We start from the raw sequence: 19,399 nt of genomic DNA on the forward strand, positions 1-19,399 counted from the left end.
CGGAGCACCGCGTAGGGAGGATTCGATGCCACTCGAGATCAAGAGGACCGTGCAGCAGATGGTCGACGAGGCGAACAGCCAGATCGAGACCATGTCGCTTGCCGACGCCATGAAGGCGCATGGCCAGTCGGGCGTCACCTTCATCGACATCCGCGATCCGCGCGAACTGTGGCGCGACGGGACGATCCCCGGCGCCATCAACGTGACGCGCGGCATGCTGGAAATGTGGATCGATCCCAAGAGCCCTTACGCCAAGGACTATTTCCAGACCGGCAACAAGTTCGTCTTCTTCTGTGCCGGTGCCTGGCGTTCGGCGCTGGCGACCAAGACGGCGCAGGACATGGGCCTGACGCCGGTGGCGCATTTCGAGGGCGGCTTCGGCGCCTGGAAGAAGGCCGGCGGCCCGGTCGAGACAGTCGAACAGAAGAAGTAAGCCCCAAAGGCAGGAGAGGGACGGAGATGAGCCCCGACCAGCATGCGCTGCCGGATCCGATCGTGCCGCAGCCTGCGGTCGAGGACATTCCGACCTTCGTTTCCATCCCGCATCTGATCGCGGGCCATGCCGCCGCCCATCCGGACAAGGCGGCGGTCAAGTGCGACGGCGTGGTGCGAAGCTGGGCGGACTTCGACAAGCGCCTGAACAAGATCGCGCGGCGGCTTTCCGAGATGGGCCTGGGACGCGGCGACAAGGTGGCCGTGCTGGCCGCCAACTCCATCGAATATCTCGAGACGTTCATGGGCGCCTTGCGCGCCGGCGTCTGCGTGGTGCCGCTCTCGACCATGGCGGCCGCCGACGCGCTCGAAAAGATGCTCGACGACTGCGACGCCAAGGTCCTGTTCTTGTCGGATCAGTATCGCCCGCTGGTCGAGCCCTACGAGGATCGCCTGGCCAAGCTCGTGCCGGGCGGCCGCATCGCTTACGACTTCACGAGGACCGGCTGGCAGGGCTTCGAGGCCTGGCTGTCGCCCGCGAGCGATGCGCCCTTTGCCGTCGAGCTTCAGCCGCTGGACGATTTCAACATCATCTACAGCTCCGGCACCACCGGACTGCCCAAAGGCATCCTCCATTCGCACGCGCTGCGCAGCCAGCTCCCGGTCCGTTTCACGGCCTTCGACTATGGTCCCGAGACGATCTCGCTGGTCTCGACGCCGCTCTATTCCAACACGACCCTGGTTTCGCTGCTGGCCACGGTCGGCATCGGCGGCACGACGATCCTGATGCGCAGGTCGGACGTGGTGAAGTTCCTCGAACTCGCCCAGGCCGAAAAGGTGACGCATGCCATGCTGGTGCCGGTGCAATACCAGCGCATCCTGGCCCATCCCGATTTCGACAAGTACGACCTCAGTGCCTTCAGGACCAAGATGTCGACCAGCGCGCCCTTGCGTGCGCAGGTGAAGGCCGATGCGCTGAAACGCTGGCCGGGCCGGCTGATCGAGATCTATGGCCTGACCGAAGGTGGCGGGAGCTGCATGCTCGAAGCCAACCTCCACCCCGACAAGCTCCATACCGTCGGCAAGCCGGGCTTCGGCGTCGAGCTGAAGATCCTCGACGAGCAGGGCAACGAGCTGCCGCAGGGCGAGGTCGGCGAGATCGTCGGCCGTGCCGAGATGATGATGAAGGGCTACTACAAGCAGGACGCCAAGACCCGCGAGCTCTTCTGGTACGACAAGGACGGGCGGCTGTTCTTCAAGTCCGGCGACATGGGCAGGATCGACGAGGACGGCTTTGTCGTGCTGCTGGATCGCAAGAAGGACATGATCATTTCCGGCGGCTTCAACGTCTATGCCGCCGATATCGAAGTGCTGCTGTTGAAACACCCCGACATCGTCGATGCTGCGGTGATCGGTGTACCGAGCGAGCAGTGGGGCGAATCGGCGATGGCGCTCTGCGTCCGTCGTGACGGCGCTTCGATATCGGAAGACGCCGTGCGCGAATGGGCGAATGGCCAGCTCAGCAAGACGCAACGGCTGGTCGCTGTGGAGTTCCGGGACTCGCTTCCGCGCAGCACCATCGGCAAGATCATGAAACGCGAATTGCGGGCGCCTTACTGGGAAGGCCGCGCCGCCAAGATCTGAGGGTTGTTATGTCTGGACCGACGCTTCGTTCCACCCATCTCTTCACGCTAACCCTGCAAGTCGATCCGAATGTGACGGATGTCGGCGAGACGCCCTATGGCCGTCGGCGCATCGCCACCGTGACCGGCGGCACCTTCGAGGGCGAGGAGCTGAAGGGCACGGTATTGCCGGCTCCCGCCGGCGACTGGTTGCTGCAGCGCCGGGACGGCATTCTGCAGCTCGACGTGCGGCTCACGCTCAAGACCGACGATGGCCATCTCGTCTACATGAGCTACCGCGGCATGCGCCACGGCCCCGCCTGGGTGATCGAGCAGCTCAACAAGGGCGAGAAGGTCGATCCCGGCCAGTACTACTTCCGCACGACGCCTTGGTTCGAGACCTCGTCGGAGAAGTACCGCTTCCTCAACCGCATCGTCTGCGTCGCGACGGGTCGCCGCGAGCCGGCCGGCCCCGTCTACGACGTCTTCCAGATCCTCTAGCTTTCCCCACGGTACCACGCTCGATCTGCCTACCTGGGCGCTGAAATCAGCGGCCAGTCGCCGCCAGGCGCTGGACGGCTTCTTCGACGGAATGAAAGACATGGTCGGCGCCGAGGGCATCGATCAGCCCGCTGCGCTGGGCGGCGGCCGTAGCGCGGCTGGCTTCGAGGCGGGCCAGTGCCACATCTATTCCGTTGCTCCGCAGGCGTGCGATCTTGTCGATGAACGACTCGGCGCCCGTGTAGTCGATCAAGGTGACGCCGCTGGCTTCGACCACCACGAGCCGCACGTCCTTGGTTTCCGCCAACGCCTTGTCGAGCTGACCCTGGATGTACTCGGCATTGATGAAGGTGATCGGCGCCGCGGGTGCAAAAACCAGCACGCCGGGGATGCTCTCGCTGGGAACGCGGCTATTCGGCGGCCACCAGATCGTCGTGCCCTTCAGCCGTTCCAGGCGGGCAGAGAGCGGCCGCGCCAGCAGATACGTACTATGCAACAGCGAGAGCATGATCGCGAAGCCGACGCCGAGCTGGATGGGCAGCAGAACGATCAGAAGAACCGAAGCGACGACCAGAACGATTTCACCGGCGCTCCTGCGGGCGATCCTGATCATGTCGCCCAGGCGGAAGATGCGGAGCGCGATGTAGACCAGCACGGCGTCGAGCGCCGCGCGCGGCACGTAGGCGGCCGCCGCGCCGGCCGTCGCGGCCAGCAAGGCGATGACCGCGACGGCAAGCAATTGTGCCGCTTGCGAGCGACCGCCGGCTTCGACCACGACGGCGGTGCTCGGCGGGCTGGCATTGACGGCAAACGCCCCCGTGACGCCCGCGATCAGGCTGCCGGCGCCGACGCCGACAAAATCCCGGCTGACATCGTCGGCGACGCCTTTTGTCGACGGAAAGGACCGCGCGACCGCGGCAGTCTGCATCATGCAGACGAGGGCGACAGTGCCCGCCAGCGGCAGAAGGCCTATCAGGTCGCCCAGGCCGACAAGGGGCAGCGAGATCGTCGGCACTATCGCCGACAACGCTCCCAACGTCTCAACGCCGCGTTCGGCCAATCCGAAATGCCACGTCGCCAGGCCGGCCACGACCAGGCCGAGCAGGGCGCCGGGAATTCGAGGGCCAAGCCAATGGGCGCCGATTGTGATCGCCAGGACCGCGATCCCGATCGTCGTGGCATAGAAATTGGCCACCGGGACCCGCTGAAGGACGTCGACGAGGCGTAACAGCAGATGCGCCTCGGGATTGGGAGCCGGAACACCGAGGATCGCGGGTAACTGCCCGACGACAATGTGAATGGCGATACCCGCCAGGAAGCCGGTGGTCACGGGCACGGAAAGCAGGTTGGCCAGCCAGCCAGCCTTCAGACTTCCCGCAATGACCAGGATCGCGCCGACCAGCAAGGCAAGAGTCGCCGCGAGTTGGAGGTGACGTGCAGGATCGCTGACCGCCATGGCGGCGATCACGCCGGCGAAGATCGGCGCGATAGTCGAGTCGGCGCCCGCCGAGATGAAGCGATTGCCGCCAAAGGCAGCAAAGGCGATCGAACCTGCGGCGAACGCGATCAGACCGGCCTCCGCAGGCATTCCGGCAAGGCGGGCTGTCGCCAACTGACCCGGCAGTGCGATCGCCACAAGCATCAACCCCGCCGTGGCGTCACTCAGCAGCCACGACCGCCGATAACCCCGCAGCGACGCGAAGGGCCTGACGCTCATGGGGGCTAGCAGTGGTCTTGGGTGGCGATCTTGTCCAGCACTGGCAGAATGTACTCGCGGAACTTCACGGGGTTCTCGCTCATCGGGAAATGGCCGAGTTCCTTCATGATCTGGACGTCGACACCCTCGATGTGCGACGCGGTGCGCAGCGTATCCTCGGCCGTACAGGAGAAGTCGTACTCGCCGGTCAACAGGTAGAGCGGGCAGAGCTTGGTGTCGATGGCCTTCACCTTTTCACGCAGGTCGCCGTCGACCCGATAGAAATAGAGATCGCCTTTGAAGATGCCGGGGCCGCCCTGCATGTACATCCAGAGGGTTTCGTGTCGACTGACCGGCGGGCTCTGCGGGGCGATCAGCCCGGAAATCAGCGCCGCACATACCTCGCCGCCATGGACGTCCGGCCGGTGCAGCCAAGCCGTGTCGTACCAGGGCTGCTGGAAGTCGGCGGCCTCCAGGGCGATCAGGGCGCGGAACTCCGCTGCGTGCGCAATCGCGAGGTTGAGGACGATGCGGCCACCGATGGAGCAGCCCATGACGACCGGCCTGTCGAGGTCCAAGGCTTGGCAGAAGGCGCGAATGGCCGCCGTGTAGGAGGCCGTCGTCAGTCGATACTCGATCTTCTCCCAACCATCGGGCGGTGTCGACTTGCCATGCCAGGGCATGTCGAAGGCCAGAACCCGAAAGCGCTTCGTCACTTCCGGGTCGGCGAGCAGATGACGGAACTGCCGATTGTCGGCGCCGGCAGTATGCAGGCAGACGAGAGGAATGCCGTCAGCCGGGCCTGCTTCCTCGAAGTAGAGACGATGGCGAACGCCGTCGATCTCGATGCGCAGGTAGCGGCCGATCATCGGATCCAGCGCCGGTGCCATGATCAGGTCGCCTCCGGCAGCCGGCGTGGCAGCGCCAGCAGGTCTTTAAAGAACTGCAGGTTCTGCAGCAAAGGTCGGAGATCACCCTCGAACGAGGCGGCGCCGCGCTTGGTGAGCGCAAAGAGATCATGCCAGCCGGGCGCGGGAATCGTCTCCCAATGTCTCTGCCAGGCTTCCTCGGTACCGCGCACGGTGAACGCGGTGGACCGCATCAGTCGCGGTCCGCGGTCGAGCGCCGCGAGGGCGCCGTCGCTCAGAGAGAGGTGAAAAGGCTCGCTGCCGATATCGACCCGGCACTCGACGGTGACCCATCGGCCGCGGCGACGGAGATCGTCGTCGGCGGAGAGAAGGTCGAGAAGACGGGCGAAGCGATCAGCAGGCGTCATCCCTGCAGAATGTACTCGATCGTCGATCCGTCGGAAGCCTTGAAAGAGGTCTTTACCCATCGGCCCTGATCGTCGAACCACTGGTCCATGACGACGTCGCCAGTGTAGCTGTAGCGTGTCGCAGGGATCGTTCCGGACGCAGTCTTGATGAGTTCCCGGGCACCTGGGGTGATTTTGACGCGAGCCTCGGTCCCCTTCTGCGTATTGAGCAGGACTGTCTGGCGCACCTGGTCGATGTTCCAGTGCGAAGAGGGCAGCGTCTGCTGCGGCAAGACAGTGCGCCCCCCATTGTGGGTGACTGCGATGTCATTCGCCTCGCGGGTCGCCTTTACATTGTGCTTCGTGCCGTTGTCGTCGGTCTGACTGACCAGCGAGACAAGTGAAGCGCCGGACCAGACTTCCTGAGCTCGGTGCGTATAGCGATAGGCCGTGAAGCCGACGAACTTCACGGCAAGGTCTATGGAGGTCGTAACCTTGAGCTGGCCGCCTTCGCGCTCGAAGGTGACGGTGTGACGCCCGATCGGTTCGCCGTTGCGATAGGCGATGAAGGAAAGGGAGGGGCCGTAAGGCAGCGGGCCCGATGCCGCGGCCCCCGAAACACCTGTCAAAGTCAGCAGAAGAGCGATCAAGAATCGCCGCATGGCCGAACTCCTTTCGGGGGTATACGCCCCGAAAGGCTGGCCGGATCACTGTCGTTGTACGGCGATCCTCAGACCACGCGATCCGCCCTGAGCTTCGCTATGGCGTCGGCGGTGTAACCCAGCTCCTGCAGGATCTGGTCCGTATGCTCGCCGAGCTTGGGCGCGCGGCGGCGGATGCTGAGCGGCGTGCGCGAGAGCTTGACCGGCTCCTGCAGCACGGGCACCGGCTTGGCAGCACCCGGATACTCCATTTGATGGAAGAAGCCCGCTTCGCGTACGTGGCGGTCGTCCAGCGCCTGTTGCGGCGTATAGACGGCACCGGCCGGAATACGGTTCGCTTCGAGCAGTTCCAGAGCCTCCGCGACGGTGCGCGTATCGCACCATTTCTGCATGATGTCGGACAGCGCCTCGCCATTGTCGCCGCGCGCCAGATCGTCCTTGAACCGAGGGTCGGATGCCAGGTCCTCGTTGCCCATCAGGCGGCACCAGCGCACGAACAGCGGCTGGCCGATCGTCATGGCGTAGATCCAGCCGTCCTTGCACTTGAAGGTATCGGAGGGGCCGGCGGTGAAGCCGCGGTTGAGCGTGGCGATCCGGTTTAGGTCGAGCATCGCCTGCTCGATCAGATGCCCGTTGGCGATGTTGATGGCGGTGCGCAGCAGCGCCGTTTCGACCTTCTGGCCCTTGCCGCTCTTGGCGCGGTCCATGAGCGCCGCCAGCACGCCGACCGTCGAGAGCAGGGCGGAGCTGAAATCGACATAGGGCGTGTTCGCGCGGGTCGGTACTTTGCCGTCGCCCGACAGGTACATGGCGCCCGACATGGCTTGGCCGATCGTGTCGAAGCCGACACGCGTGGCGTAAGGACCTTCCGAACCGAAGGTCGAGTTGGTGGCGAGGATGATCTTCGGGTTTATCGCCGAGATGGTCTCGTAGTCGATGCCCATCTTCTTGAGATCTTCGTACGGCAGGTTGGCGATCACGACGTCCGACGCCTCGACCAGCTTCTTCACGATCTCGCGGCCGGCAGGCTTTACGGGATTGAGCGTCAGGCCGAGCTTGTTGCGGCCCATCTGGAGGAACATGGCGCCTTCGCCGCCTTCGACGACCGGAGTCACCCAGCGATCCTCGCTGCCCTCCAGTTTCTCGATGCGGATTACTTCGGCCCCGAGGTCGGCCAGCATCGTGCCGCAGAACGGACCCGCGATGTAGCGGCCGAAATCGAGTACGCGAATGCCTTCCAGAACCCCAGCCATGATGTGTCTCTGCCTCCGCGCTTGGTCACCCTGCGGCCGCATCTCCTGTCGGCCGGTTGCGACGGACCATTAGCAGAGCCACCAGTACCGTGGGAACGAGCAAGGCGGCTGCGAGCAGCTCCATCTGTGCATTGCTGAACGGCATGATTCCGCCACCGGGCGCGGCCAGCACCAGCCCGCCCACCACCAGCAACACACGCAGCGGCCATTCCAGCACGCCCGCGCGGCGCAAATCTCCAATGCCGGCCTGATAGCCCTGGATGCCGCCGCAGATGAAGACGATTCCGGCCAGCGACGTGACGACGAGATAGGCCGCCTCGAGGTACGGAATGCCGCCACCGTCGCCGGGCTGCAGCACGAGGGCTGGATTGGCGACGAAGAAGAACGGAATGAAGTAGATGATGCTGCCGACCCACATCGATTCCCATCCCGTCTTCATGGCGGGAGCGCCGGCGATGCCGGCGGCGGCGAAGGAGGCGATGGCGACCGGCGGCGTGATCGACGAGAGCATGCCCCAGTAGAAGATGAACATGTGCACCGCCATCTTGTTGAGGCCGAGCTTTTCGAGCGCCGGCCCGACCAGGATGGCGAGGAAGATGTAGCAGGCCGTCGTGGTGAGCCCGAGACCGAGGATCAGGCTGGTGATGGCGCACATGACGAGCAGCAGCAACACGTTGCTGCCCGCGATCGTCAGCAGGTCGTTGGCCAGCGAGGCAATGACGCCGGTCAGCGAGAAGGCACCGATCAGCAGGCCGCAGCCCGCCAGGATGCCGACCAGTTCGACGAAGGTGCGGCCGTTGGCTTCGAGGAAGCCGATATACTTCCTGAGGCCCCAGCGCTTCTCGCCCCACAGCTCGTTCAGGACGACCAGGAGCATCATGCCGCCCAGCGCCGGCAGCAGGATGGCGTTGGTCCAGGCATCGAAGGCGCCGGCGTCCGAGGCTTCCAGCGCCTTGCCGTAGTTCTCGCCGCGCACCGTCATGATGGCGGCCACGAGAACGGCGATCACGATGTTGAGCGTGTTGACCATCTTCCACTTGCCGGGCTGCGCCCATTGATTGAGCACCAGCAGCAGTGCCGTGGCGTAGAAGGGGGCATGGCTCTCGCGCTTGAAGTAGAGCAGCATGACGATCAGCAGCACGATGACGAAGGCGTAGTACCAACCATCCTTGAAGGTTGCCCAGACGCTCGGCAGCTCGCGCCTTTCCAGGCCCTTGAGGCCGTGCCGCGCGGCATAGGAATCGACCTGCATGAACAGGCCGACATAGTAGAGGAGGGCCGGGATGATCGCGGCGAGAGCGACTTCGGCGTAGGTCGTCCCCATGAACTGGGCCATGACGAAGGCGGTCGCGCCCATCACCGGCGGCGCCAGCACGGCACCCGTCGAGGCGCAGGCTTCGATGGCGCCGGAGTAGGAGGGGCTGAAGCCGGTCTTCTTCATGGTGGGAATGGTCATCGTGCCGGCGGTCAGCACGTTGCTGACGATGCTCCCCGACATCATGCCGAGCAGGCCCGAGGCGAAGATGCAGACCTTGGCTGCGCCGCCGCGGAAGGTGCCGCAGAGCGCGAAGGAGAGGTTGATGAAGAACTTCCCGGCGCCGGTCATCATCAAGGCCGTGCCGAATACCAGGAAGCCGATCACCACATCGGCGAAAGCCTGGATGGGGATGCCGAGAAGACTCTCGGTCGAAAGCACATGGTAGGCGATCGTCTGGTCCAGGGTCGACTGGTTGCCCTTGAGCGGTCCCAGCCAGCCGGCACCCGCGAACAGCGGGTAGATGGTGAAGGGAAAGACGCAGAGCAGCAGGCTCCAGCCGCCAGTCCGGCGCAGCGCCTCCATCAGCACGATCCACATGAAGAGGCCGGCCCACAGGATCGGCTGCGGAGGATCGCCGAATTCCCAGCCTAGTTCGGCCGCCTTGCGGATGTTCAGCATAAGATAGATCGACGCTGCCGCCGTGCCCAGGAACAGCACGACATCGTACCAGGCGATGCGGTTGATCGATGCTTTGGAGCTGCCGGGAAAGATCACGAAGGTGAAGGGCAGCATGCAGAAGATCAGAAGGTAGAAGTACTCCGTATTGAGCGGCGTGAAGCCCACGAAGAAGCGCAGCGCGAACTGCTGATTGATGCACAGGAAGATCGTGACCGCGGTCAGCGCGATCAAGGCCCATCGCCAGACACCGGCCAGGGGGCGGACCCGCATCGTTTCGGCTTCGGCCGGGCCCGTTTGATGCGGGTCGTCGAAGACTACCCGCGTCGCCTGATCGGTCATGCGATGTATTCCTATTCGTCGAAGCCTACGGGTTGGCCGGCCTTGGTGAGTGCCGTCCGCCGCGCCTCCATCCAGCCTTTGCGGAAGGCATCCTTGTCGTCGGGCGGGTTGGTCTTGAGATAGGCGGCCCAGGCTTCGGCGAGGACCTTCTGACGAGCGATCAGCGTGTCGTTGTTCTTCTGGCCTTCTTCGGTCCAGACGCCGGCTTCCTTCAGGGCGCGGACGGCGCCCGGATGGTACGGGACGATCCACTTCTGGTTCTGGCGCTTGGCTTCGAGGCCGTCGACGCCGACCACGGCATCCTTGTAGGAGTCGTAGTTCGCGATCATCGCCTTGGTCAGGGCGTGCACCAGCTCCGCCGGCTGCGAGGCATAGGCCATGAAGATCGGATAGGGATAGACCGCGACTTCGATGGTCTCGCCCTTGGCATAGCCGGCGCCGCAGGTCGATTTATGCGGGTAGAAGTACGGGGCGAGCTTCTGCACGCGCTCCCATCCCGCCGTGTCGGAGGGGGGCATCGGCGGCCACATGATCCCGCGCGGCGAATTCTCGGCTTCCTTGGCCTGACCGGAAATGGTCGACGCGAAGATGATGTCGACCTCGTTATTGACCAGCCCCTTCATCATGGCGCCGTAGCTCGAATAGTCGACGACCTTGACGTCGGCCTTCGTGAGACCGCCGAAGGCGATCAGGCCGAGCAGGCTCTGGTTGATGGCGGGCGAGCCGACCACCCAGCCCATCCGCCTGCCTTTGAGATCCTTGACCTGGCTGACGCCGAGATCCTTGGCGATCCCCAAGGCCTGGCCGCTGCAGGTCGTCGCCGACAGCAGGAGCTGCAAGCTCTGAGGCCCCCATTCCTTGGTGGCGAATTCGAGCACGCCCTCCTGCGCATAGTAGATGCCGACGCCCATGGCCGAGGCCTGCGCCCGGCCGGCCCGCAACGGACCCAGTCGAGCCACGTCGTTACCGGCCGGCAATACGCGCAGGTCGGTACCGTACTTGTTCTTCAGCATCTGGCCGACGGCCACTGCCTGATTGAAGGCGTTGGAGCCCGTCTCGTAGGCCGTCACCGTAAGTGTTCCGGGGAGCTTGACGTCCTGCGCTGCCGCACTGCCGATACACGCCATCGCTATTGCCGCAGCTACGGCAACACTACGCAACCCATACGCCATCGCTCTTGCTCCCCGACTGCTGCTACTGATCGAAAATCACATCCATCCCGGCTTTCTGAAGCGCGGCGGCGCGCGCCTTCATCCAGCCTTCGAGAAAGGCCTTGTCGTCGGACGGAGCGTTGGCTGAATAGGCCTTCCACGCGTCCATCATGACCTGCTGGCGCTTCACCAGGCTGTCGTTGTGCTTCTGGGCGGCATCGGTCCAGACGCCCTTCTCCTTGAAGGCGCGGATGGTGCCGTCGTGATAGGGCACGACCCAGGCGAGGTTCTGCAGCGACAGCGCCATGCCATCGGCGCCGGGCGCGCCCGTCTTGTAGTCGTCGAAGGTGTCGATCATCGCCTTGGTGATGGCGTAGATCGTGTCCGCCGGCCGGTCGGCGTAGGTCATGAAGATCGGATAGGCGTAGCTCGCCATCGTGACCGGCGTCTGCGGCGATGGACCGCCGACCCCGCATGTCGCCTTGTGAGCGACGAAGTAGGGCGCCTTCTTGTGGACGCGCGCCCAACCTGCCTTGTCGTCGGCCGGCATGGCCGGAAAGATCACGCCGCGCGGCGAGGAATCGGCTTCCTTCGATTGGCCGGAGATCGTCGACGAGAGGGCGATATCGGCTTCGTTGTTGATGAAGCCTTTCCACATCGCGTTGTTCGACGAAAACTGGACGAGCGTGACGTCCTTCTCGGTGAGGTTGCCGAAGGCGAGCAGGGCGATTGCCCCTTGCGTCAATGCCGGCGAACCGACCACGACGCCGAGCCGCTTGCCCTTGAGATCCTTGATTTCCTTTGCGCCGGTGTCCTTGGCGACGGCGAGGCTGAGGCCGTTGCACGCCGTGGCGGCCATCAGCAGGCGGCTAGCCTGTGGACCCCAGCTTTTGGTACCGAACTCGAAGACGCCTTCCTGCGCAAAGTAGGTGCCGATTCCCATCTGCGAGATGATGGCGCGATTGGCTTTGACCGGCGCAAGGCGGCCGGTGTCGTTACCCGAAGGCAGCACGCGGACGTCGGTGCCGAGTTTCTGTTTGAACTGCTGGCCAATGGCGACAGCGATGTTGAAGCCCGAGGAGCCGGTATCGTAGGCGGTCCAGGACATTTCCTTGGGTAATGCCTGGCCGAAGGCGGGGCTGAGTGCCGGACTGGAGATGAGCAGCGCCAATGCGGCGCCCGTGATGACGGTGCGTCGGTTCATGAATTTTCCTCCCTGCGTCGCGCCTTGTTTCCGGCGTCGATCGCCCGAGCATGTTGCCAACTCGGAGGGAGGTGTTCAATCGAAGAAGGTGTTGGGCTTCAGGAAGACCGCAAGCATGAGACAGCCTTCGTCCGTCCAGGCATCATGACGGCTGCCGGCCCGACGCCAGACATAGTTGCCGGCGCGGCAGACACCGGCATGATCGGCGAAAGAGCCTTCGAGGACGAAAGTCTGCTCGATGGCGACATGCTCATGTTTCGGCAGGCGAGTGCCGGGCGCCCAGCGCATCAGCACCGTCGACAGACCGGTCTCCTTGTTCTCCATGAGGACTTTGGAGTCGATCCCGGGAAAGCGCGTCGGCTGCCAGGGCACATCTGCGACGTCGACATAGGTCGAGTCGGGGACGGTCGCGCCGTCCGCGCGGGTGGTCACGCGGCAGCCCGCTGTCGGCCGCGCGCCTTGGCGGCTTTAAGCGTACCGCCACGCATGACGTGACCGGGCAGGGGACGGCCGACGACGTCTTCTGCGATCTTGGCGACCTCGATCAGCTTCTCGACGTCGAGGCCAGTGTCGATACCCATCTCTTCGCACATGAAGGCGAAGTCCTCGGTGCAGATATTGCCGACAGCGCCATCGGTTGCAGCAAACGGGCAGCCGCCCAGTCCGGCGATCGAGGCGTCGAACTTGGTGACGCCGAGGCGGAGGCCAGCATAGGCCGCCGCCATGCCGGTGCCGCGCGTGTCGTGGAGATGGAGGGCGATTTCGAGTTCCGGCCACTTGCTGCGGATGGCGCCGATCAGACGCTCGACGGATTGCGGCGTTGCCCAACCCATGGCGTCGGTGAGCTTGATGCCCTTGAGCGTGAAGCCCGCCAGCTCGGCTTCATCGAGCGCGAGCTGGACACGCCGCAGGATCAGGTCGGTCGAAAGTTCGCCCTCATAGTTGCAGCCGAAGGCGCCGAGGATGATGCCCCACTCGACGGGCATGCCGCGGTCCTTGAAGGTCTTGAGCGACATGCGCTGCTCGACCATCGCGTCCGGTACGGACTTGCCGATGTTCTTCAGCGAGAAGGTGTCGGAGGCCGTAACCCTGACGCCACCGTCAACATGCAGCGGCCCACGCAGGGCTCGCTCCAGGCCCTGCTGGTTCAGCCACAGAGCGGCATACTGCACGCCGGGCTTCTGCCGGATCGCCGTCGCCACTTCTTCGGCGTCGGCCATGGTCGGTACACGCTTGGGATTGACGTAGGAGACGCAGGCGATGCGTTTGAGGCCTGCGTCCGCCAGCGCCTCGATAAGGCGGACCTTGTCGGCGACCGGGATCGCCTTCTTCTCCGATTGAAAGCCCTCGCGAGGGCCTTCCTCGTCGATCGACACTCGCTTGGGCAAATCGGACATCTGCTACTCCCTTGAGGGAAGAGGGGGTCAGCCCTCTTCCTGGAAGGCCTCCTCGCGCGCCTTCTTGAAGCTGGGCAAGGCCATCAGCACCAGCAGCAGGGCCGTGGTAATGAGCAGGCCGAGGCTGATCGGACGTTCGAGGAAGACCATCGGATCGCCACGCGACAGCAGCATGGCACGACGGAAGTATTCCTCCATCTGCGGTCCCAGCACCAGTCCCAGCAGGAACGGCGCGCCCTCGCAGCCCAATCGCACGAAGATGTAGCCCAGCACGCCGAAGACGGCGACCTGCATCACGTGGAAGGTGCTGTTCTGCAGGCTGTACGCGCCGATGCAGCAGAAGAGCAGGATCGCCGGAGCCAGGAAGCGGTACGGCACCGTCAGCAGTTTCACCCAAATGCCGATCATCGGCAGGTTGATGATGACCAGCATGGCGTTGCCGATCCACATCGAGGCAATCATGCCCCAGAAGAGATCCGGCTTCTTGGTCATGACCTCGGGACCCGGCTGGATACCCTGGATGATCATGGCGCCGACCATCAGGGCCATCACGGCGTTGGACGGGATGCCCAGGGTCAGCATCGGGATGAACGACGTCTGAGCCGCGGCGTTGTTGGCCGATTCGGGAGCCGCCACGCCTTCCACCGCACCCTTGCCGAACTGGCTGGGGTTCTTCGAGATCTTCTTCTCCAGCGTATAGGAGGAGAACGCACCCAGCGTCGGACCGCCGCCCGGCAGCACGCCCAGCGCCGCACCGAGGAACGTGCCACGCAAGGCCGCCGGAATGGCGCGGCGGATTTCCTCCGCCGTCGGCCACAGCGAATTCACCTTGATAGTGCCGCCGGTGCGCGTCAGGTGTCGCTCGAGGTTAACGACGATTTCGGCGATGCCGAAGATGCCCATCGCGATCGGCGCGAAGTCGATGCCGTCGCTGAGTTCGGGCATGTCCAGGGTGAAGCGCTGGGCGCCGGTGTTGACGTCGGTGCCGACCAGGCCAAACAGCAGGCCGAGGAAGATCATGGCGATGGCCTTGATCACCGAGCCGCTGGCCAGGATGACCGCGGCGACGAGGCCGAGTGCCATCAGCGAGCAGTAATCCGCAGGACCGAACTTCTGCGCCATCCGCGTGAGCGGTTCGGCGAACATCACGATGATGGCCGTGCCGACGGTGCCGGCGAAGAAGGAGCCCACGGCCGAGATCGACAAGGCGGCACCGGCACGCCCGTTGCGCGCCATCTGATAGCCGTCGAGACACGTCACCACCGATGCCGATTCGCCTGGCAGGTTGACCAGGATCGAGGTCGTCGAGCCGCCGTATGAGGCGCCGTAGTAGATGCCGGCCAGCATGATCAGCGAGGCCGTCGGCGGCAGGTGGAACGTGATCGGCAGCAGCATGGCGATGGTCGCCACAGGGCCGATGCCCGGCAGAACGCCGATCAGCGTGCCGAGGAGGCAGCCCAGCAGCGCATAGATCAGGTTCTGGAAAGTGAAAGCGACGCTAAAGCCCAGCGCGAGGTTTTCAAAAAGCTCCATGTCACCACACCCCACGCAGGATGGAGATATTCATCCCGAGTCCCACTTTGAAGACGAGGGTGCACAACACGGAGAGAGCCACCATATTGCCGATCACCTCGACGAGCTTGAATTCCTCATTGGCCAGCGAGGCGATCAATATCAGCACGATCAAGGCCGGGATCAGCCCGGCCCGCTCGAAAAGCAGCGCGAAGCAGACGATGCCGATGGTCACCAGAGTGATGGGCTTCCATTTCGGTCTCTCGACAGGGTCGCTGCCCGAAACTACAGCAACGATGCAAATCAGAATCCCCAGCCCGACAAGGACGAGGGAGAGCATTCGTGGGACATAGCCAGGGCCCATACGGACAGGCGTGCCCAAGGCGAGCTTTTGGCCGAAATACAGGGCTAACAAGCCGAAACCAACGAACATCAGCCCGGACAAGAAGTCCTTGCTCAGGAATCGATTCAACGACGCCTCCCAGATACGCGCAGTCTTCATTGTGATGTTGGGCCCGGAACCCACGGGGCCATTGCACCAACACTAAACACAATTTCGCCGCTTTGCCCAAGTGCCAAGTTCAGTTCAAGTGCCAAGTTAGTTAGCGAAACATCATCCGTGCTGCGATGACGGCCAGGCAAAGAGCAAACAAGCGCCGTAGAACCGAGACTGGCGCGCGTGCCGACCATCTAGCCGCCGCAGGCGCGACAAAGAGCGCGGGGAGTGATAGGGCCGCAACGCAAAACAACGCGACATCGCCCAGCGCATCGACTGGCCGGCCGTCGGTTTGGTGATCGACAATGAGAAAAACGATCGTCGCCGGCAGGGAAATCACAAGATTGAAGAAGGCGCCTGCGCCGATCGCGCGCTTCAGTGGAAATGAGAAAAGAGTGAGCACAGGTGTGCTCAATGTTCCACCACCCACGCCAACCGCGGCAGCGAGGCTACCGACCGCGATCGGCGCGGCTTGAGAAGCGATTCCTCCTGGCGACGCTCGTGCGATGACGAGCCTGTCACCAATGGCCAGCTTGAGAACAAGCCCGGCCGCGACCACGGCAAAAACCGTCGTCAGCAATCTGGCTGGAGCGAATGCTGAAAGAATCAGACCGAGTGCAATTCCGATTGTCAGCGCCGGCAACCAGTTGCGCACCAGCAACCAGTCGACAGTGCCTGCGCGCCAGTGAGCGGCGGTCGCGGTGAAGGACGTCACCAGAATCGTGGCCTGTGCGGTGCCGACGGCGAGCGAAATCGACCGCGTCCCGTCGATGCCGATGGCCTCGAATACTTCCAGCAGGACCGGAACGGCGATCACGCCGCCACCGACGCCCAGCAAGCCGGCCAGGACGCCGATCATCAGGCCGGTCGCCAGCAATGCCAGCCATATGCCTGGGGGATAAGCCGAAATCAGCTCAGCCACGTCGGGTCTCCGTTGGTCGATATTGCATGCACCCCTTCGGACGAGCAAACTCCCGGCCAATATGAATGACTGTTCAGGGGCTGCAGGGTGGCAAGAAAAGGCGCGGAATATATCGGTACGATGGAAGTGCAGGAGAAGCATCGCTTCGACGAGCAGTCGCTCGGGCGCTTCATGTCTGCAAACGTCGAAGGCTTCGTGCCCCCGGTCCGCGTCGAACAGTTCAAGGGCGGGCAGTCCAATCCGACCTATCGGCTGACCGACGGCGGTGGACGCCATTATGTCCTGCGCCGCAAGCCGCCCGGCAAGCTGCTGCCGTCGGCGCATGCCGTCGACCGTGAGTTCCGCGTCATCTCGGCGCTCAACCGGACCAATGTGCCGACACCGCGTGCCTATGCGCTCTGCGAGGATGACAGTGTCGTCGGCACGGCCTTCTACATCATGGAGTATTGCGACGGCCGCGTGCTGTGGGATCCGCTGCTGCCGGACGTTCCCAAGGAGGGGCGGCAGGCAATCTATCAGGCCAAGTTCGAAACGCTGGCTCGCCTGCATGCCGTCGACCATGTGGCGGTGGGCCTGGGCGATTTCGGCCGGCCGGGAAGCTACGTCGCCCGCCAGATCTCGCGCTGGGGCAAGCAGTACAAAGCCTCCGAAACCGAGCAGATCGAAGCCATGGATCGTCTGCTCGACTGGTTGCCGGCAAACCTGCCATCGAACGACGAGACCGTGCTGGTTCATGGCGATTACCGGCTCGACAACATGGTCTTCCATGCCAGCGAGCCGCGGGTGCTGGGCATCATCGACTGGGAGATCTCGACCCTCGGCGATCCGCTGGCCGAGCTGGCCTATCTCTGCATGCTGTGGCGAACGCCCAGGGACTGGGGAGGCCTGCAGGGCCACGATCTCGCGGCCCAGGGGCTGCCGACCGAAGCGGAAATGGTGGCCTATTACTGCAGCCTCTCCAAGCGGCCGATCCCGGAGACCAAACTCTGGGACTTCTACATCGCCTACAATCTCTTTCGCGTCTCCTGCATCCGCCAGGGCGTCTACGCCCGCTCGCTGGATGGCACGGCGTCCAACGTCCGGGCGGCCGAATCGGGCAAGATGGTGCGCCCCCCGGCCGAACTGGCGTGGAGCATCGTCGAGCAGATCGCCGGGGGTGCCCGATGACCAGGCGCAAGCCAGGGCGGGAGGAGGTCGAGGCATCTCCTGTCGTGGAGCGGGAATCGCGCGCGCCTGTCGAGGCGATCCGCGCGGCTGCCTTCGCTCAGTTCGCCGAGCGCGGTTATCCGGTGGTGACGGTTCGCGATATCATGAAGGCCTGCGGTCTCACGCAGGGCGCGCTCTACAACCACTTCAAGTCGAAAGACGAGCTGCTGCACGACATCATCACGTCGACGCAGAGCGAGCTGGAGCGGCAATGCAAGCAGGCCGTCGCCGGGGCGGGCGACGATCCCCGCGCCAAGCTCGCAGCCTTCGTACGCATCTATGTGATGCGGCATTGTCGCCTCAGGGTCGAGGCGCTGGTCGCCAACCGCGAGATCGGCTGGCTGGACGGTGAACGCGTTGCCGATATCCGCCGCAGCCGCCGCGCCATTCGCGACATCCTGGTCTCGATCTTCGTCGACGGCGTGAAGCGCGGCGTCTTCGAGCCGCCACAGGTCGACGGCAGGAACGATCTCAAGACGATTGCCATGGCGCTCCTCGACCAATGCACCCACGTCTCCATGTGGTATGGTCCCGGCGGCGATCTGACCGAGGAGCAGATGGCCAACCTCTACGCCGACATGGCCTTGCGCATGGTCGGCGCGCAACCATTCCCGCCGACGTAAGTTCGCTTGAGTCTGATCATAGGAGTATCGGGCATGAGGCTGCGCATCGCGGCTTTGATTGCGATCGTTGGAACCATGGTTGCCTGCACGCCCGAGGCGACCGGCACGCCGCCGTCGACCCAAAGCAATTCGGCTCCTGCCCAGCCGCTCTCGATCCCGGCGCCAGGCTGGCGTGCCGTCCTGATCGCCGGCGAGAACAACAGCCCGGCTTTCGACAACGGCATCGATGCGCTGCGCGACAAGCTGGCGGCACGTGGCGTGCGCGACATGCATGTCCTTACTTCCGATCCCGACCGCAATCCGTCGGCAAAGGTGGCGAGCACGGCGAACATTTCGTCGGCGCTGCGCAGCGGCAGCGGACAAGCCTGTCTGGTGTTTGTCACCAGCCATGGCCTCGAAAGCGGCGTCGCGCTCAAGGCCGCCAACGGCTTGCTGGAGCCCAGCGCGCTGAACAATGCGCTCGATGCCGGTTGTAGTGCACGACCGACGGTCGTCATCGTCTCGGCTTGCCACAGCGGCATCTTCTTGACCCGGGCAATGCGTCAGCCCAATCGCATCGTGCTGACGGCGGCGGCCTCCGACCGCGTGAGCTTCGGCTGCGGCGCGGACGATCAGTTCACCTACTACGACCAATGCCTGCTGCAGCAGTTCGATGGTGTCTCGACCTGGGCAGGGCTTGCCCAGGCGACGCAATCCTGTGTTGCAGGCTTGGAGAAGCAAATGGGGATCGATCGACCCTCGAAGCCGCAGAATTTCATCGGCCCGTCGGTCTCGGGTCTGAGACTCCCCGGCCGCTAGCCGCCGATCACGGCGGTGAAGTCGCAGGTCACCTGGTGCGGGCTGTCGCCGGAGAGTTGCAACGTGTGACGCGCCGGCCGCGACGCCTCGTCGGGGAACATCTTCACCCATTCGTCGTTCAGCGCGGCGCGGCCGGTCGAAGGCTGCTTCATCCAGAAGTTGATCTTGATGATGTCGTCGGGGGTGCCGCCTGCAGCTTCGACGCAGAGCTTGATGTGCTTGAAGATGTTGACGACCTGGCTGGCGAGATCCGACGGCACGTTGCGCGTTCCGGGCTCGGTGCCGTTCATGATGCTCGACATCACGATGTTGCCGATGCGGCTGGCGTTGGGGATCGGGTTCTGGTGGGTATAGCCCGGGTAGTTGACGCTTTTGCGCTTGGCCATCGTTCTCT

Annotated in this window: 20 protein-coding genes; 6 read left to right on the top strand and 14 right to left on the bottom strand. The window is 64.0% G+C overall.

Features of this window, described 5'->3' with window-relative positions:
• Nucleotides 1–25: 25 nt before the first annotated feature.
• Genes BN60_RS07035 through BN60_RS07045 form a run of 3 tightly spaced genes read left to right on the top strand, consistent with a single transcriptional unit; the run spans nucleotide 26 to nucleotide 2,555 of the window.
• Nucleotides 26–433 carry a rhodanese-like domain-containing protein gene (locus BN60_RS07035; protein WP_020695304.1) on the top strand — a complete coding sequence of 136 codons (408 nt, stop codon included), beginning with the start codon at nucleotides 26–28 and terminating at the stop codon, nucleotides 431–433.
• A gap of 26 nt (nucleotides 434–459) precedes the next feature.
• On the top strand, nucleotides 460–2,076 hold the full coding sequence (locus BN60_RS07040; RefSeq protein WP_020695305.1) for a class I adenylate-forming enzyme family protein: 1,617 nt from the start codon (nucleotides 460–462) through the stop codon (nucleotides 2,074–2,076).
• Between the two features lie 8 nt (nucleotides 2,077–2,084).
• Nucleotides 2,085–2,555 (top strand): DUF3237 domain-containing protein, encoded by a 471-nt coding sequence (locus BN60_RS07045; protein ID WP_020695306.1) that lies wholly within the window; start codon nucleotides 2,085–2,087, stop codon nucleotides 2,553–2,555.
• Nucleotides 2,556–2,601: 46 nt separating this feature from the next.
• On the opposite strand, the gene BN60_RS07050 is transcribed toward BN60_RS07045, so the two are convergent.
• The 13 genes from BN60_RS07050 to BN60_RS07110 form a co-directional block, all read right to left on the bottom strand.
• A complete protein-coding gene (locus BN60_RS07050; protein ID WP_043283707.1) occupies nucleotides 2,602–4,272 on the bottom strand; it encodes a SulP family inorganic anion transporter in 1,671 nt (556 codons plus the stop codon).
• 5 nt (nucleotides 4,273–4,277) lie between these two features.
• Nucleotides 4,278–5,141, bottom strand: a complete 864-nt coding sequence (locus BN60_RS07055) for an alpha/beta fold hydrolase (protein WP_020695308.1) — start codon at nucleotides 5,139–5,141, stop codon at nucleotides 4,278–4,280.
• 2 nt (nucleotides 5,142–5,143) lie between these two features.
• Entirely contained in the window at nucleotides 5,144–5,527 is a 384-nt protein-coding gene (locus BN60_RS07060) for a hypothetical protein (protein ID WP_020695309.1), read from the bottom strand.
• Nucleotides 5,524–6,168, bottom strand: coding sequence for a DUF6134 family protein (locus tag BN60_RS07065; protein ID WP_020695310.1), 645 nt, complete (start codon nucleotides 6,166–6,168; stop codon nucleotides 5,524–5,526). The genes BN60_RS07060 and BN60_RS07065 overlap by 4 nt, the downstream gene beginning before the upstream one ends.
• Nucleotides 6,169–6,236: 68 nt before the next feature.
• Nucleotides 6,237–7,421: a CaiB/BaiF CoA transferase family protein gene (locus BN60_RS07070; protein ID WP_020695311.1), complete on the bottom strand. Its 1,185-nt coding sequence runs from the start codon at nucleotides 7,419–7,421 to the stop codon at nucleotides 6,237–6,239.
• Nucleotides 7,422–7,446: 25 nt separating this feature from the next.
• Nucleotides 7,447–9,696, bottom strand: coding sequence for a TRAP transporter permease (locus BN60_RS07075; protein WP_020695312.1), 2,250 nt, complete (start codon nucleotides 9,694–9,696; stop codon nucleotides 7,447–7,449).
• 11 nt (nucleotides 9,697–9,707) lie between these two features.
• Entirely contained in the window at nucleotides 9,708–10,868 is a 1,161-nt protein-coding gene (locus BN60_RS07080; RefSeq protein ID WP_043283710.1) for a TAXI family TRAP transporter solute-binding subunit, read from the bottom strand.
• 22 nt (nucleotides 10,869–10,890) lie between these two features.
• Complete coding sequence (locus BN60_RS07085) at nucleotides 10,891–12,051, bottom strand: TAXI family TRAP transporter solute-binding subunit (protein WP_020695314.1); 1,161 nt, start codon at nucleotides 12,049–12,051, stop codon at nucleotides 10,891–10,893.
• 75 nt (nucleotides 12,052–12,126) lie between these two features.
• Entirely contained in the window at nucleotides 12,127–12,483 is a 357-nt protein-coding gene (locus BN60_RS07090) for a cupin domain-containing protein (protein ID WP_020695315.1), read from the bottom strand.
• Nucleotides 12,480–13,448 carry a hydroxymethylglutaryl-CoA lyase gene (locus BN60_RS07095; protein WP_020695316.1) on the bottom strand — a complete coding sequence of 323 codons (969 nt, stop codon included), beginning with the start codon at nucleotides 13,446–13,448 and terminating at the stop codon, nucleotides 12,480–12,482. Before BN60_RS07095 ends, BN60_RS07090 begins: the two co-directional genes overlap by 4 nt.
• A 27-nt stretch (nucleotides 13,449–13,475) precedes the next feature.
• Nucleotides 13,476–14,981 (bottom strand): tripartite tricarboxylate transporter permease, encoded by a 1,506-nt coding sequence (locus BN60_RS07100; protein WP_020695317.1) that lies wholly within the window; start codon nucleotides 14,979–14,981, stop codon nucleotides 13,476–13,478.
• Nucleotide 14,982: 1 nt separating this feature from the next.
• On the bottom strand, nucleotides 14,983–15,432 hold the full coding sequence (locus BN60_RS07105; RefSeq protein WP_177324776.1) for a tripartite tricarboxylate transporter TctB family protein: 450 nt from the start codon (nucleotides 15,430–15,432) through the stop codon (nucleotides 14,983–14,985).
• 130 nt (nucleotides 15,433–15,562) lie between these two features.
• A complete protein-coding gene (locus tag BN60_RS07110) occupies nucleotides 15,563–16,378 on the bottom strand; it encodes a sulfite exporter TauE/SafE family protein (protein ID WP_020695319.1) in 816 nt (271 codons plus the stop codon).
• Between the two features lie 120 nt (nucleotides 16,379–16,498).
• Here BN60_RS07110 and BN60_RS07115 point away from each other — a divergent pair, with 120 nt between their 5' ends.
• From BN60_RS07115 to BN60_RS28665, 3 genes are read left to right on the top strand one after another with little or no spacing between them, the layout of a single operon-like run.
• Nucleotides 16,499–17,545: a phosphotransferase gene (locus BN60_RS07115; protein WP_020695320.1), complete on the top strand. Its 1,047-nt coding sequence runs from the start codon at nucleotides 16,499–16,501 to the stop codon at nucleotides 17,543–17,545.
• Nucleotides 17,542–18,207 carry a TetR/AcrR family transcriptional regulator gene (locus tag BN60_RS07120; protein ID WP_083855994.1) on the top strand — a complete coding sequence of 222 codons (666 nt, stop codon included), beginning with the start codon at nucleotides 17,542–17,544 and terminating at the stop codon, nucleotides 18,205–18,207. The genes BN60_RS07115 and BN60_RS07120 overlap by 4 nt, the downstream gene beginning before the upstream one ends.
• 33 nt (nucleotides 18,208–18,240) lie before the next feature.
• Nucleotides 18,241–19,005 carry a C13 family peptidase gene (locus BN60_RS28665; RefSeq protein WP_020695322.1) on the top strand — a complete coding sequence of 255 codons (765 nt, stop codon included), beginning with the start codon at nucleotides 18,241–18,243 and terminating at the stop codon, nucleotides 19,003–19,005.
• On the opposite strand, the gene BN60_RS07130 is transcribed toward BN60_RS28665, so the two are convergent.
• The gene (locus tag BN60_RS07130; RefSeq protein ID WP_020695323.1) at nucleotides 19,002–19,391 is read right to left on the bottom strand and encodes a RidA family protein; all 390 of its coding nucleotides are present in this window, start codon (nucleotides 19,389–19,391) and stop codon (nucleotides 19,002–19,004) included. The genes BN60_RS28665 and BN60_RS07130 overlap by 4 nt on opposite strands.
• Nucleotides 19,392–19,399: the final 8 nt, after the last annotated feature.

The organism is Reyranella massiliensis 521, from assembly GCF_000312425.1.
GTDB classification, from domain to species: domain Bacteria; phylum Pseudomonadota; class Alphaproteobacteria; order Reyranellales; family Reyranellaceae; genus Reyranella; species Reyranella massiliensis.